We start from the raw sequence: 14,433 nt of genomic DNA, 5'->3' as shown, positions 1-14,433 counted from the left end.
ACACCTCATGACGGGCCTGAATGCAAGCTGAGCCGTATCAGAGTGCGGCGATACGCTGCACCAGCTGCCGATCCCAGCCATAGGGATCCTGGCGGAAGTTCACCTGCCCGTCCGGCGTCACATACGCCGTCCAGTACAGCAGGTAGACGGCGATCTGCTGGGGCAGCTTGGCCCGCACCGTCTCGCCCGAGGCCAGGGTTTCGTTGACCTTCTCGGGCGTCCAGGTCGGATCGTCGCGCATCACCTCGTTGACCAGCTCGATCGGCTTTTGCAGGCGCACGCAGCCGTGGCTGGCCAGGCGGCTGAAGCTGTCGAACCTCGAGCGGCTGGGGGTGTCGTGCAGATAGACGCCGTAGGGATTGTTGAAGTCGAACTTCACCTTCCCCAGCGCCGCCAACGGGCCGGCCTTCTGCTGCAGACGCGTGCCGCCGCCCTCGGTCGGGATCACGATGAAGTCGTTGCGCGCCAGATAGCCGGGGCTGGCCCGCTCCTTGGGCCAGATCTCCTTCGACGCGATCGACTGCGGCACGTTCCACGGCGGGTTCAGCACGATGCTGTGGATCATCGACGACAGCATCGGCGTCTCATCGCCGGGGCGGCCGGTGACCGCACGCATCGTCAGGGTCGGGGTGTCGTGATGGAAGACCGACAGGATGGCGGCCGCCACGTTCACCTGGATGCGCTCGGCCGGCAGGGTCTGCGGCAACCAGCGCCAGCGCTCCATATTGGCGACGATCTGGTCGATCCGCCGCTCGACGGGAATGTTCAGCGCCGCCAGGGTGGCTCTGTCGACGATCCCGTTCGGATTGAGACCAAACCGCTTCTGCGCCCGCTGCACGGCCTGGGTCAGGGCCGCGTCGAACACCGGTGCGGCGTCCACCGCCACCGTGGGGTCCTCGGCCGCCAGCCGGGCCTCAAGGGCCACGACGCGCGCGCCGGTCGCCCCCTCCTTCAGCTCCGGACCGGCGGCGATGGGCAGCCAGCCGCCTTTGGCGGCGATGTCGCGATAGGTGGCCAGGCCCGTCCGCAGGGTCTGGTATCCCGTGTAGGGCGGCGGCAAGGTCTCCAGCCATTCGGCCAGGCGGCCCTGCTGCACGGCCGCCACAAACTCGGGCGCGGGATCATAGGCCGCCGGCCGCAGCCCCCACTCGGTCTTGAAGGCGCTGATCGGCAGCCGTCCCGTCCGCACGGCGCGGGCATAGGCCAGGGTGAGGCTGACCAGTTGCGCCTGTCCGGCGGCGCGCGAGGCCGGATCCCCGGCCATGTAGAGCTCGATCGCCCGATCCGGCGAGAAGGCGGTCATCGCGAAGCCGTGCGAATAGGCATCGCCCAGCACGGCGCGCAGCACCTCGACCTGTTCGACGCTGAGCTGCACCGCCGACAGATCCGGCGGGATCACGGCAGGCCGGGGCGCGACGATCGGGCCGCTCTGCACCGGACGCGCGACCACCACCGGCGGACGCTGCGACTGCGCCTGGGCGACCTCGAGGGACAGGAGGCTCAACGTCGCCGCCAAGGCGCCGCAGGTTCTCGTAAATCGCATCACTGTCGAACGGTCCGCCGCACTCGCGCGGCCAAGCCGCGTTAAGGGTTACAGATGGCCGTGCGGGGCCTTCCGCGTCAACGCGGGTAGCGTGAAAGGCGAGCCCTCCCCTCGTCCCGCGACGACGTTTTTCGACAACAGGAACCCTCAAGCCACACCGTTGGTTTCACCGCGACCGGGGCCCGGCCCGAAAGATCGCGGGGCGATGACGGGCAAGGCCTTGCAGCGAGGGACCCGCGACCTCTTGGTGATCGGCGACTGCGCCGTCAGCGCGATGATCGACGCCGCCGGAAAGGCCATGGAGGCCCGCCAGGTCCGGCCCGTAACGGGCTCGCTGAAAAGCCTACTCGCCCATCTCGTCGATAAGCTTCTTGAGCTTGGCCACTTCGTCGGGCTTCAGCGGCCGGTGCTGGGCGAAGTGGCTGATCAGGGGGGCCAGTTGGCCGTCGAACAGGCGGTCCAGAAGACCCTGGCTTTCGGCCTGGACATAGGCGCTGCGGTCGACCAGCGGCCGATAGCCGTGCTTGCCCTCGGCGCGCTCGGACTTGATGGCCTTCTTCTTCAGCAGACGATTGATCAGCGTCTTGACGGTGGCTTCGCCCCAGCTTTGCGCCGCGCCGACCTCGGCCACCAGTTCGTCGGCCGACAGCGGCGAGCGGCGCCAGAGCGCTTCCATGACATGGGCTTCGGCGGCGGTGATGTGCATAACGCTTACATCCGTAATTCAACGCGCGACGCTATACGCGCTATTACGGGTGTCAAGTCGCGACGACGGTGATGGGCCCTGCGCGCGCAATGCTCGTGCTCTGAGCAGCCTCGGATTTCCATGCACGAGGATGTTTCAGCCCCGATTGTCAATGACACCGGTTTCCTCTAGAGACATCGCAAACCCCGAAAGCGGGGGACGTGCCGGATTCGAGGGAGGACTTGCGGCGTGACCGTTTCTAAGGCCGACAGTGAGATTTTCACCCCTACGGCCATCGCTCCCCAATTCGTCCAGGCTCGCCAGCAGGGGGTCAGCGTCCCCGGCTATCCAGGCGGCGTGATTCCTTCGAGCATGGCGGACGGCTATGCGGTGCAAGACATCGCCATCGACCTTTGGCCCGACGAACTGGTCGGCTGGAAGGTCGGCCTGGTGCCGCCGCAGCATCGTGAACGCCTGGGCGCCGAGCGCCTGGCGGGCTGCATCTTCAAGTCCAAGGTGCAGCAGGCGTCGGCCGATGCGCCCAACACCTTCCGCGCCATCGAGGGCGGCTTCTGCGCCGTCGAGGCCGAGTTCATCATCCGCCTGGGCAAGGACGCCCCCGCGAACAAGACCGACTGGACCGTCGAGGAAGCCGCCGACTATGTGGGCGAACTCCTGGTGGGCGTCGAGATCGCCGGCAGCCCTCTGAAGACCATCAACGCCCTGGGCCCCACGGTCGTGGCGTCGGACTTCGGCAATAATGATGGTCAGATCATTGGTCAGGCCATTTCCAACTGGCGCGACCTCGCCTGGGAGGATATGCCGGTCGAGACCTTCATCAACGGCAAGTCGGTGGGTACGGCGACGGCTGCGGCCATTCCGGGATCGCCGATCGCCGCCCTCGCCTTTCTGCTCGGCGCTGTCGCCGCGCGCGGCAAGCCGCTGAAGAAGGGCCAGATCGTCACCACCGGCGCCACCACCGGCATTCATGACGTGGTCGCCGGCGACGTGGCCCACATCAGTTTCGGCCCGTTCGGAACTGTGGACTGCGTGGCCGTCCCGGCCTGACGCTAACGACAGAACGACAAGTCACCTCTGGGGAAGGAAGCCAAGTCGATGGACGTGCCAAAAGCACCCGAACCGTCCGAAAAGATCGGACGGTATCGCTGGATTATCGTTACGCTGCTGTTTTTGGCGATGGTCATCAACTACGTCGATCGCCAGACGATCGGCTTCCTGAAGACCGACCTGTCCAAGGAGTTCGGCTGGAGCGAGAGCGACTACGCCAACCTCGTCTTCTACTTCCAGCTCTCCTACGCCGTGGCCTACCTCGTCTGGGGTAAGATCATGGACAAGATCGGGGCCCGCTGGGGCTTCGGCATCGCCTTCCTGATCTGGCAAGTCGCCCACATCGCCCACGCCGGCGCGCGCGGTCTGACCGGCTTCATCTTCGCCCGCATGGCGCTGGGCGTCGGCGAGGCCGGTGGCTTCCCGGGCGGCATCAAGGCCGTGACCGAGTGGTTCCCCAAGAAGGAACGAGCCTTCGCCACCGGCATCTTCAACGCCGGCACCAATATCGGCGCGATCGTCACCCCGCTGGTGGTGCCCGCCATCGTGCTGGCCTGGGGCTGGCAGATGGCGTTCATCGTCACGGGCGTCGCGGGCCTGATCTGGCTGCCGATCTGGCTGCTGGTCTATCGCACGCCGCGTGAAACCAAGAACCTGTCGGCCGCCGAGCTTGCGCACATCGAGCAGGATCCGGCCGACCCGGTCGAAAAGATCGCCTGGACCAAGCTTCTGACCAAGCGCGAGACCTGGGCCTACGCCATCGGCAAGTTCCTGATCGACCCGATCTGGTGGATGTTCCTGTTCTGGCTGCCGGACTTCCTGGGCAAGCGCTATGGCCTGGACCTCAAGACCTTCGGCCCGCCGATCGTCGCCATCTATCTGCTGTCGGACGTCGGCAGCGTCGGCGGTGGCTGGCTGTCCTCGAACTTCATGAAGATGGGGTGGAGCATCAACAAGGCCCGCAAGATCACCATGCTGATCTGCGCCCTGCTGGCCGTGCCCGTCATGTTCGCCTCGTTCGCGGACTCGCTCTGGGTCGCCGTGCTGATCATCGGTGTCGCCACCGCCGCTCACCAGGGCTTCTCGGCCAACCTCTACACCCTGCCCTCGGACGTGTTCCCGCGCGGCGCCGTCGGCTCGGTCGTCGGTATCGGCGGCATGCTGGGCGCCGTCGGCGGCATGGTGTTCTCGAAGTACATCGGCGGCGTGCTGGAAAGCATCGGCACCTACACGCCGATCTTCATCGTGGCCGGCAGCGCCTATCTGCTCGCCCTTCTGGTCGTCCACCTGCTGACGCCCAAGATGGAGCCGGTGAAGATCTAACCGCCGCGCTTCATGCAAAGACGATCTGGGCCGGGGAGCGATCCCCGGCCCTTTTCGCATCGACCCCGAGCTTGGGGACATCCGGGGTGGCGCGGCGCGAAAAGCGCTCTAAGTAGGAGTCATGCGCTCCACCTTGCTCACCGCCTCCGCCGCCCTCGCCGCCGCCTTGGCCGCCTGTGGTCCCGCCCCCGCTCAGCCCGGCCAGGCCGGCGCGCCCGTCGAGAGTCGCGCGCCCAACTCGCCCGATCAGAAGCCCGCCTTCGCCGGCCAGACCCGCGCGCCGGGCCTGGTCTCAGGCGTCAGCGGCCAGTACCAGACCCTGGCCAGCGGTCTTGAACATCCCTGGGGCATGGCGTTCCTGCCTTCAGGCGAAATCCTGGTGACCGAGCGCGCCGGACGCCTCCGCGTTGTCGGTAAGGACGGCAAGCTCTCGCCCGCCGTCACCGGCCTGCCGGCCATCTACGCCGAGGGCCAAGGCGGCTTGCTGGGCGTCACGCTCGATCCCGACTACGCCAAGAACGGCCTCGTCTACTGGGCCTACGCCGAAGAGGTCGACAGCGTGAACGGCACGGCCGTCGCGCGCGGCAAGCTGACCCTGGGCGCCGCGCCCAAGGTCGAGAATGTCCAGGTGATCTGGCGCCAGACGCCCAAGATGGCCAGCCCCCTGCACTTTGGCGGACGTGTAGTCTTCGACCGCGCCGGCAAACTCTTCATCACCACGGGCGAACGCGCCTACCCTGCGGGCCGGGTCCAATCCCAGAACCTGGACGGCACGCTGGGCAAGGTGGTCCGGATCAACGCCGACGGCTCGATCCCTAGCGACAACCCGTTCGTGAACACCGCCGGCGCCAAGCCCGACATCTGGTCGCTGGGCCACCGCAACATCCAGTCGGCGACGTTGGACGCCCAGGGCCGTCTGTGGACGGTCGAGCATGGCGCGCGCGGCGGCGACGAGCTGAACCGCCCCGAGCCCGGCAAGAACTATGGCTGGCCGCTGATCACCTATGGCGAGGAGTATTCGGGCAAGGCGATCAGCGACGGCGCCACCCAAAAGGAGGGGCTGGAGCAGCCCGTCTACTACTGGGATCCCGTCATCGCCCCGTCCGGCATGGCGCTCTATGACGGCGCCCTGTTCCCGGCCCTGAAGGGCAGCCTGCTGATCGGCTCGATGCGCGAGCAGCATGTCGCGCGCCTGGTTCTGAAGGACGACAAGGTGGTCGGCGAAGAGCGCCTGTTCACCGACATCGGCGGCCGCGTCCGCGACGTGGCGGTCGGCCCCGACGGCGCGATCTATGTGCTGACCGACGAGGGCGACGGCAAGCTGATCAAGATCACGCCGAAGGGCTGATCGCTCAAACGGGGCCTGGGCGGCGACGCCCAGGCCCTTTTCTCATCGCGATCAGCGTTCGTCACCGGGGCGTGGTCTCGTGCTTCATGGCCTCGGCCGCCAGCGCGACATGCTCGGGGATGCGCCCGTGCGCCCTCCGCTCGCTGTAGCGATCGACCAGATAGTCCGCGCGGTCGCGCGTCAGCAGGGTGAACTTCACCAGCTCCTCCATCACGTCGACCACGCGGTCATAGTAGCTGGACGGCAGCATGCGATCGTTGTCGTCGAACTCGCGGAAGGCCATCGCCACCGACGACTGGTTGGGGATGGTGATCATCCGCATCCAGCGGCCCAGGAGGCGCAGGGTGTTGACGGCGTTGAACGATTGGGACCCGCCGCTGACCTGCATCACCGCCAGGGTCTTGCCCTGGGTGGGGCGCACGCTGCCGATCTCCAGCGGGATCCAGTCGATCTGAGCCTTGATGATCCCGGTGATCGCGCCGTGCCGCTCGGGGCTGCACCAGACCTGACCTTCGGACCATTGGCACAGCGCGCGCAGCTCCTGCACCTTGGGGTGATCGGGGCCGGTGGCGTCAGGCAGCGGCAGGTCACGCGGATCAAAGATGCGGGTCTCGCAGCCCAAGGCCTGAAGAATACGCGCGGCTTCCTCGACCAGCAGGCGGCTGAACGACCGCTCCCGCAGCGACCCATACAGCAGCAGGATGCGCGGCGGATGGGCGGCGCGGGCGTCGACCTCCAGGCGCGCCTCGTCGATCTTGGCCAGGAACTTGGGATCGAGGGCGGGGAACTCGGACAACGGCGCCTCCAGCATGGTCATTGAACTGTCGAATAATTCGATCATATTGGAAATATGGAATCGAAAGCCGCTGTCAACATGCTGTCCGCCCTGGGCCATGAAGGGCGCCTGGCCATCTTCCGCCTGCTGGTGCAGGCCGGACCCGCCGGCGTCGCCGCAGGCGAGATCGCACGGGCGCTGAACGTGCTGCCCAATAGTCTGTCGGCCAATCTCAATGTGCTGTCCCACTCAGGGCTGATCGCCTCGCGCCGCGACGGCCGCTCGATCATCTACACGGCCGACTACGACGCCATGACCGGTCTGCTGGGCTTTCTGATGGAGGATTGCTGCGCGGGCGCGCCGCAGATCTGCGCGCCGCTCAGCGCCATCGTCAGCGGCGGCATGGCCTGCGGGGCGGCCAAGGCGTGAGCCCGTTCGATACGCCCCGCCGTCTCGTCGCCGAAGCCCTGGGCACGGCCCTCCTGCTGGCCGTCGTGGTCGGCTCGGGGATTATGGGCGAGCGCCTGTCGGACGGAAACATCGCCATCGCCCTGCTGGGCAACACCCTGGCCACCGGCGCGGCCCTGGTCGTGTTGATCTGGGTGTTCGGTCCGATCTCCGGCGCGCACTTCAATCCGGCCGTCACCCTGGTGGCGGCGCTCCGCCGGGAGCTGCCCCTTACCCTGGCCCTGGCCTATCCGTTGGCCCAGATCCTGGGCGGGATCGCCGGCGTCTGGACGGCGCACGCCATGTTCGGCGAGCCGATCCTGCAGGTCTCGACCAAGCTCCGGTCCGGCGGCGACCAGGCCTTCGCCGAGGTCGTGGCGACCTTCGGTCTGCTGGCGACCATCCTGGGCGTCAGCCGCTTCCGCCCCGAAAGCACGCCGATGGCGGTCGGACTTTACATCACCGCCGCCTACTGGTTCACCGCCTCGACCTCGTTCGCCAATCCGGCGGTCACGGTGGCGCGCAGCCTCTCGGACAGCTTCGCCGGCATCGCGCCGGCCAGCGCGCCGGCCTTCATTCTCGCCCAGCTTGTCGGCGCCCTCTCTGCGGCGGCGCTGTTTGGCTGGCTTCTCAAGACGGACACCTCTCGATGACCGACATCGCCTTCCCGATCACCATCTTCCACAACCCGGCCTGCGGCACCTCGCGCAACACCGTGGCCATGGTCCAGGCCGCCGGCTACGCGCCGCAGGTCGTCGAATATCTGAAAACCGGCTGGACCCGCGAGCAGCTGCAGGACCTCGCCGCCAAGTCCGGCGGGTCGCTGCGCGCCCTGATGCGGGAAAAGGGCGCCCCGGCGGAAACCCTGGGCCTGCTGGCCGATGAGGTGTCGGACGAGCGCCTGCTGGACGCGATGGTCGAGCATCCGATCCTGGTGAACCGCCCGATCGTCGTCACGCCCTTGGGCGTAAAACTGTGCCGCCCGTCCGAACAAGTGCTCGACCTGCTGGACCGCAAGCCCGAGCAGTTCAGCAAGGAAGACGGAGAGGTCGTCACCCCGTAACGGGCGGGCGACGTGCATTGGCGGCTCGGCGCTGAGCGATCACGGCGTCATCGATCGCGGGCGCTGGATTTCCATCGTGAGCGGCGGGACGGCAGGTCGCCTGACATAGGTCTGGCCATCGAGGATCAGCTCGCCATCGCCAACAAAGCGGATGACCTGCCCGGTCAGGGGAACAAGCTCCACCCGAAGCGTCTCGGGCTGACCGCCCGCCTCCGCCGGCGACGCCATCGCCCCGGCGCGGACCATGAGGCGCGCGTTCGCCTCGACGATGTCCAACCGCCCCATCTGCGGGTTGTGATAGGCGCCGAGATAGTCCGCGGTGGCGCGGCTCAGCGACCACGGACGCGCTGCGCGTTCGGCGCGACTGGCGGTCAGGCTGGCGCGCCGTCTTGCGACCCGGTCCTTCAACGCCGACAGTTCGTTTTCGTAGACCGTTTCCAGATCAACCCGCCCGGCTAGGCAGTCATAGACGTAGTTGGCCACCAGGTCCGTCACCTCCCCGGCCAAGGCGTCCTCGTTCGCCATCACCGCGACGCCGACACCGCGCGCGGGCATCAAGGAGACATGGGCCCGAGCCCCGGCGAAGTTGCCGAAATGATGGATCAAGGGCTGCTCGCCATAGCGGCCTGTCTGCCAGCCCAGTCCATAGCCGTCGCGGACATAGGGGCCGAACTTGGCTTGCTGCGGGACCAGCGGTCGATGCGTGGAGGCCACAAGCCCTTCGGGAAAGAGGCGACGCCCCTCCAGAACGCCATCGTTCAACTGGATCTCCAACCATCGCGCCATCTCGCGGGCGGTCGAGACCAGGCCGCCGGCCGACTGCATGGTGGCGTCAGTCTTCTGCAACGGGCTGGGCGCGATGCGACCGTCAGCGGCGGGCGTGTGCCCAAGAGCGACGCCCTTTCGCCGGCGAGCGGCGTCGATCCGCGCGGTGGTGCGCGCCATGCCGGCCGGCCGGAGCACCTCCCGGTCGACCATGTCACGCCAGTCCAGGCCAAAGCGGTCCTCGATGAGCGTCGTGGCGAGATTGTAGCCGGTGTTGGTGTAGCGAAAGACGCCATGCGGCGTGTCCTTGCTCCTTATGGTGCTTCGCAACAGAGCGCTCATGGCGGCCGGGGTGTGCTCGCCCGTGAAGGCGGCGCGATGCGCGATCGGCTGGTTCTCCAGGCCCGAGCGGTGACACAGAAGATCCGAGAGACTGACCGAAGCGGCCAGATCGGCGGGGAACGGACTGTCGCCGATCCAGCGGCTCAACGGCGCGTCGAGCGCGAACGTCCCGCGCGCGGCGATGGCGGCGATCGCCAGGGCGGTGAAGGCCTTGGTCGAGGACGCGATGTAGAACGCGGTGTCGGCGTGTGCGGGACGTCCGGTCGCGAGATCGGCGACGCCATAGCCGGCCGCCATGACGACCTCCCGCCCTTGCACCACGGCCAGCGAAAGACCAGGCACGGTCGCAAGCTCGGCCAGGGCGCGGCGAGCAAAGTCGTCGATCGCCTGGGCCTTCGTCCGGCGCCGTAGCGTCGAACTGGCCAGGACTTGAATGGGCGCAACGGCCATGGGGGCGAACGCCAGGGCGGCGATAAGCGGGCGGCGTGTGATCATGCGATACGCTCTGGGGAGTGGGAACCGCAGCTAAGCGGCAAACAGCGGCGCGGTCTTGAACGCAACAAACCGCGGCTCAGCGTGTGAACAGCCGACGCAAGGCGCCGGGGCTCCAGCCGCTGGCCCGCCGCACGGCCCGCGTCATGTGGGCCTGGTCAGCGAAGCCGGTGTCTGCGGCGATATCGGCCAAGGCGGCGGCCGAGCGCACGATGCGCTCTATCGCGCCCGCCACCCGCCAGTCGTGGCGATAGCGGGCGGGCGAGCGGCCATAGGCGCTGCGGAAGGCCCGGGCGAAAGCGACAGGATGCCGCCCGAGCCCCCGCGAGACGGATGCGATCGGCTCGGCAGGCGCGCCGACCAGACGTGTCCGCGCCTCAAGCAGCCAGGACGCCGGCGTATCGCCAGACCTGTCGAACGATGTTGCGCTCAGGCGAGCCAGCGGCGCTTCCCGCCCGGTGGCCGCGACCGCCAGCGCCGCGCGGCCGGCTTCGCGCGACCCGCAGGCCGCCAGCCCATAGCGGGCCGGCCCCGCGATCGCGTCTGCGCCCCGAACCGACAGGATCAGCGCCCCGACATCACCAAACTGATCTTGATGTTCAAACAGGCTCGGCTTGCGGCTCAGGTGCGGTCCCTCGACCCGCACGACGCCTTCAAGGCTCTCTTCCACATAGTCTCCCGCCAGCAGGAGCGAGGTCTGCGCCTCGGCGTGTCGATGGGCGCGGCAGACTTCGCCGGGGGCGTAATGGGACAGGACCCACCGATGATCGGACGATGCGGACAGGGTGATGCTGACGGGCATGAGGCGGCCTCCTGTCTGTTAGAGGCCTTGGCGGAGCGCTTTGGAGGCGCGGCGCAGAAATTTACCCGGGAGACGGACAGGGACCCGCCGAAGCGAGCCCCCGTCTGACCTCTAAGCCCGCTTAGCGTCCGGAACGGCGTCCAGTTCGCCGCGCTCGCGGGCCTTCTTGCCGTAGACGATCTCGAACAGCGGGCTGGCCATCATCGTGGTGACGATCGCCATCAGCACCAGCATGGCGAACAGGGTCGGGCCGATAATGCCCTTCTGCAGGCCGATATTGATGATGATCAGCTCCATCAGGCCGCGCGAGTTCATCAGGGCGCCGATGCCCATGGCCGTGGCGTGATCCTCGCCGGTGGCGCGGGCGGCCACATAGCAGGCGCCCCACTTGGCCAGGATGGAGCAGGCCAGGATCCCCAGCGCGATCAGCAGCAGATCCAGCGAGTTGACCATGTCCAGCCGGGTGTTCAGGCCCGAATAGGTGAAGAACATCGGCAGCAGCAGCACCACGACCAGCGGCTCGACCTTCTTCTTCAGCTCCTGGGTCAACAGGCCGCGCGGCATGACCACACCCATGATGAAGCCGCCGAAGATGGCGTGAATCCCGACCGCGTCCATCAGGAAGGCCGAGACGCAGAAAGCCAGGATAACCAGGGCCAGGGCGTGAGCGCTGAGCTCCCCCTCGCGCTCGACCATGCGGCCCAGCGGCGCCAGGATCTTCGGACCCAGGGTCAGCACGAACAGCACCCACAGCAGGCCGCCGCCGATCGCCAGAACCGCCACGCCGGGTCCGCCGCCGAACATCGCCAGCACGACGGCCAGAACGCACCAGGACACCGCGTCATCGAAGGCGCCTGCGGTCAGCGACAGGGTGCCCAGCGAGGTCTTCTGCAGACCGCGCTCATTGATGATCCGCGCCAGCATCGGGAAGGCGGTCAGGGCGATACAGGCCCCCATGAACAGCGTCGCCGCCCCCGGCGTGATGGTCGGCGCAAAGAGCCCAGGAACCTTCAGCAGGAACGGCGTGATGATGACGGCGATGGCGAACGGGGCGGCGATGCCGGCGAACGAGACGCTCATCGCGCTCCTGGCCTTGGTCTTGAAGTGCCCCGCCTGAAAGCTGGCCCCGACCAGGAACATGTAGAGACCCACGCCCAGCTGGGCGCCGACATAGAGGATGTTCCGCGTCTCCTTGGGGAACAGCGAGAGTTGGAAGTCGGGGAACAGCAGCCCAAGCAGCGACGGGCCCAGGACGACGCCCGCGATCATCTCGCCCACCACCTGCGGCTGGGCCAGGAACTTCTTCCCGAACCAGCCCGTCACGCGGCAGGCCAGCAGGATCACCGCCAGCTGCAGGAAGAAATGGATCGAGTAATCGTTCGGCGTATAGCTGTGCTCGGCCGCCTTGGTCGCCGGGCCGTGCGGCCCAAGGATGTCGCCCACGGTCTGCAGTGTGTGCGCGAGCAGGTCTGACACGTCTGTACGCTCCCCAAAATATCGTACTGGCTTTGCGCCTTGCCGCATGCCGCGCTGAGTCAAGTCGCGGACGCAACCCACCGATCGCTCAATTTGACAGCCTTGTCACCCGACGAATTCCCGGCGCCGAGACCCCCGATGGCCGAGCAGACGACTACAGCCTGGGCAGCCCATCCATGATCGCGGTCAGGGCGATCACCGTCTGGGCCTCCATGGCGCTGTGGCCGGCGTCGGTGATGACATAGGTCGCCGGCGGCAGCCCCGCCGCCTCCAGGGCCTGGACCAGCCGCGAGCCCTGGGTCAGCGGGCAGACCTGGTCGAAACGACCATGCACGATATGGACCGGCACGCCCGTGAGCGCCGCCACGCCGTCGGTGATCTCGTCCTCTTTCAGGAACAGGTCGTGGGCGAAGAAGTGGGCCTCGATCTGGGCGAAGCTCAGCGCGAATTCGGCCTCGCCGAACTTGCCCGCGTCCTCGGCGGCCGGGATCATGTTCGAGATCGTGCCTTCCCACACCGACCAGGCCAGGGCCGCCTTCAGCTGCGCCGCGCGCTCGGTGTCGGTGGTCGGAACCGTGTCGAAGATCGCCTTATAGGCGGCCATCATGTCGCCGCGCTGTTCGGGCGCGATCACCTCGACAAAGGCCTTCCATTCGTCCGGATAGGTGATGTAGGCGCCCGGCGCGGTCAGGGCGTAGGGCTGGGCCTGATAGGTCGCGGCGTTGCCCTGATACATGTAGAGCAGGTCCTCCTTCCGCCCCAGGAAGATGCCGCGCAGGATCAGCGAGGCGACCTTCTCCGGATGACGGATGGCATAGACGAGGGCCAGGGTGCTGCCCCAGCTGCCGCCGAACACATGCATCTTGCCGCTGATCCCCAGCGCCTCGCGCAGGGCGTTGATGTCGGAGACCAGATGGTCGGTGGTGTTGTTGGCTAGGGCCTTGTCCGGGCCATCGGCCGCCACGGTCGGGCGGCTCTTGCCGCAGCCACGCTGGTCGAACAGGATCACCCGATAGCGGTCCGGATCGAAGAAGCGCGACATCACCGGCGCGCAGGCCCCGCCGGGACCGCCGTGCAGGAACATCACCGGCTAGCCGTCGGCGCGGCCGTATTCCTCCCAGTAGAGCTCATGGTCGGGCGCCGTATCGACCCGCAGCCAGCCCGTGCGCAGCGGCGCGCCTTGCGGATAGCTCCACTCGGTGGTGACCTTGCTGGTGGCGCGAAGCTTCGAGAAGTCCATGGTCGAATCCTGCCGAAAGGGGTTGGGCACTCTCGCGCTGAAAGATCGGAATCTCTAGGCTCGAAACCGACGCTTTTCCGTGTCATCCCGGCCGTAGCGCAGCGGAGCGCCGGGACCCAGGGGCCGGCGCACTGCAGTGGCCCCTGGGTCCCGGCTCTACAGCCCGCTTCGCGGTCTTTCGGCCGGGATGACACGACATTTGGAACGCCCATGACCCTCGACATCGAAGACCGCCTCGCCGCCGCCGCCTTCCGCCGCCTGGTCGAGCATCTGCAGATGCGCAGCGACGCCCAGAACATCGACCTGATGGGCCTGGCCGGCTTCTGCCGCAACTGCCTGGGCGACTGGGTCCACGAGGCCTCGGACGGCGCAATCAGCAAGGAGGCCGCCCGCGAGGCGGTCCACGGCATGCCCGCCGCCGAGTGGAAGGCCCAGCACCAGTCGCCCGCCACGCAGGAGCAGCTGGCGCGGATGGAAGAGAGCCTGGCGCTGAACGCGAAACTGCGGGCTGAACGCTCGTAGGGGACGGGGATTGGGTCCCTCTCTCTTAGAGAGAGGGAGGGGCCCGCGCCGCAAGGCGTGGGAGGGTGAGTGGTTACGGGGCAAGCCGTGAACCCTCCGCCAATTCAATGCCTTCCACTTCCCTGCCCTGTCCGGAGAAGGTGAAACCACTCACCCTCCCATGCTGCGCATGGGCCCCTCCCTCTCTCTAAGAGAGAGGGCTTTTGTGAGCATTCGACGAGCGCTCCTGCGATTTCATCCCCGGCTCCGAAACCTGCCCTATCCTCTTCCCACCTCGAAGCACTGGGGAGGGCGCGCGGCCAGCGACCTTCGCGGCTTTGAGGGGCGGTCGAGCGGGGACAGGTTCGAGGGGGATACTCGGACGGTCCGGGGATCTGGTTGCTGGCCAGACCCGCCCGCCGTCGGCGTGGTTGGGGATAAAGGGATGTGTCTTAGCCTGTATTGGCTCGTCCTCTCCGACCGCTGGGCCTCTCGGAAACGAGTGCGCCCAGGTCCCGGTAAGGCCTGAAGAGGGCCACCTGACGGGACGCTGGCGGATAACG

The 14,433-nt window shown here is 67.4% G+C and carries 13 protein-coding genes and 3 pseudogenes; 9 read left to right on the top strand and 7 right to left on the bottom strand.

What is annotated here, in order from left to right; translation table 11 throughout:
- Positions 1–37 precede the first annotated feature (37 nt).
- Positions 38–1,546, bottom strand: a complete 1,509-nt coding sequence (locus CVUC_RS03940) for a L,D-transpeptidase family protein (protein ID WP_096033133.1) — start codon at positions 1,544–1,546, stop codon at positions 38–40.
- Between the two features lie 340 nt (positions 1,547–1,886).
- On the bottom strand, positions 1,887–2,249 hold the full coding sequence (locus tag CVUC_RS03935; RefSeq protein WP_010919384.1) for a BlaI/MecI/CopY family transcriptional regulator: 363 nt from the start codon (positions 2,247–2,249) through the stop codon (positions 1,887–1,889).
- A 228-nt stretch (positions 2,250–2,477) separates the two neighbouring features.
- On the opposite strand from CVUC_RS03935, the gene CVUC_RS03930 reads away from it, so the two are divergent.
- The 3 genes from CVUC_RS03930 to CVUC_RS03920 all read left to right on the top strand — a co-directional run bounded on the left by CVUC_RS03930 (position 2,478) and on the right by CVUC_RS03920 (position 5,967).
- Entirely contained in the window at positions 2,478–3,296 is an 819-nt protein-coding gene (locus tag CVUC_RS03930) for a 2-keto-4-pentenoate hydratase (protein ID WP_010919383.1), read from the top strand.
- Between the two features lie 27 nt (positions 3,297–3,323).
- Positions 3,324–4,619: an MFS transporter gene (locus CVUC_RS03925; RefSeq protein ID WP_096033132.1), complete on the top strand. Its 1,296-nt coding sequence runs from the start codon at positions 3,324–3,326 to the stop codon at positions 4,617–4,619.
- Positions 4,620–4,740: 121 nt separating this feature from the next.
- The gene (locus tag CVUC_RS03920; RefSeq protein ID WP_096033131.1) at positions 4,741–5,967 is read left to right on the top strand and encodes a PQQ-dependent sugar dehydrogenase; all 1,227 of its coding nucleotides are present in this window, start codon (positions 4,741–4,743) and stop codon (positions 5,965–5,967) included.
- A gap of 61 nt (positions 5,968–6,028) precedes the next feature.
- Here CVUC_RS03920 and arsH read toward each other — a convergent pair whose 3' ends face one another.
- Positions 6,029–6,763 carry an arsenical resistance protein ArsH gene (gene arsH / locus CVUC_RS03915; protein ID WP_096034764.1) on the bottom strand — a complete coding sequence of 245 codons (735 nt, stop codon included), beginning with the start codon at positions 6,761–6,763 and terminating at the stop codon, positions 6,029–6,031.
- A gap of 54 nt (positions 6,764–6,817) precedes the next feature.
- Between arsH and CVUC_RS03910 the strand changes: the two genes are divergently transcribed.
- Genes CVUC_RS03910 through arsC form a run of 3 tightly spaced genes read left to right on the top strand, consistent with a single transcriptional unit; the run spans position 6,818 to position 8,252 of the window.
- The gene (locus CVUC_RS03910) at positions 6,818–7,171 is read left to right on the top strand and encodes an ArsR/SmtB family transcription factor (protein ID WP_096033130.1); all 354 of its coding nucleotides are present in this window, start codon (positions 6,818–6,820) and stop codon (positions 7,169–7,171) included.
- Complete coding sequence (locus CVUC_RS03905) at positions 7,168–7,842, top strand: MIP/aquaporin family protein (RefSeq protein ID WP_010919378.1); 675 nt, start codon at positions 7,168–7,170, stop codon at positions 7,840–7,842. Before CVUC_RS03910 ends, CVUC_RS03905 begins: the two co-directional genes overlap by 4 nt.
- Positions 7,839–8,252 carry an arsenate reductase (glutaredoxin) gene (gene arsC, locus CVUC_RS03900; protein ID WP_096033129.1) on the top strand — a complete coding sequence of 138 codons (414 nt, stop codon included), beginning with the start codon at positions 7,839–7,841 and terminating at the stop codon, positions 8,250–8,252. The genes CVUC_RS03905 and arsC overlap by 4 nt, the downstream gene beginning before the upstream one ends.
- Positions 8,253–8,291: 39 nt before the next feature.
- Here the strand turns inward: arsC and CVUC_RS03895 are convergent, their stop codons facing one another.
- From CVUC_RS03895 to pip, 4 genes and pseudogenes are all read right to left on the bottom strand, one after another.
- Positions 8,292–9,854, bottom strand: coding sequence for a serine hydrolase domain-containing protein (locus CVUC_RS03895; protein WP_096033128.1), 1,563 nt, complete (start codon positions 9,852–9,854; stop codon positions 8,292–8,294).
- Positions 9,855–9,930: 76 nt separating this feature from the next.
- Positions 9,931–10,653: a helix-turn-helix transcriptional regulator gene (locus CVUC_RS03890; protein ID WP_010919375.1), complete on the bottom strand. Its 723-nt coding sequence runs from the start codon at positions 10,651–10,653 to the stop codon at positions 9,931–9,933.
- 111 nt (positions 10,654–10,764) lie between these two features.
- Complete coding sequence (locus CVUC_RS03885) at positions 10,765–12,129, bottom strand: cation:proton antiporter (RefSeq protein WP_164468115.1); 1,365 nt, start codon at positions 12,127–12,129, stop codon at positions 10,765–10,767.
- Between the two features lie 154 nt (positions 12,130–12,283).
- Positions 12,284–13,369 (bottom strand): annotated as a pseudogene (gene pip / locus CVUC_RS03880) (prolyl aminopeptidase).
- A 210-nt stretch (positions 13,370–13,579) separates the two neighbouring features.
- On the opposite strand from pip, the gene CVUC_RS03875 reads away from it, so the two are divergent.
- The 3 genes and pseudogenes from CVUC_RS03875 to CVUC_RS20270 form a co-directional block, all read left to right on the top strand.
- Entirely contained in the window at positions 13,580–13,891 is a 312-nt protein-coding gene (locus CVUC_RS03875) for a DUF1244 domain-containing protein (protein ID WP_096033126.1), read from the top strand.
- Positions 13,892–14,151: 260 nt separating this feature from the next.
- Positions 14,152–14,307: pseudogene (locus CVUC_RS20780) on the top strand (hypothetical protein); the annotation flags it as partial.
- A pseudogene (locus CVUC_RS20270) lies at positions 14,302–14,421 on the top strand (hypothetical protein); the annotation flags it as partial. The pseudogenes CVUC_RS20780 and CVUC_RS20270, both read left to right, overlap by 6 nt.
- Positions 14,422–14,433: the final 12 nt, after the last annotated feature.

Origin of the sequence: Caulobacter vibrioides, assembly GCF_002858865.1 — a bacterium.
Lineage (GTDB): Bacteria > Pseudomonadota > Alphaproteobacteria > Caulobacterales > Caulobacteraceae > Caulobacter > Caulobacter vibrioides.
Note: the sequence above shows the minus strand (reverse complement) of the source record. Positions and strands in the feature narration are given on the sequence as shown.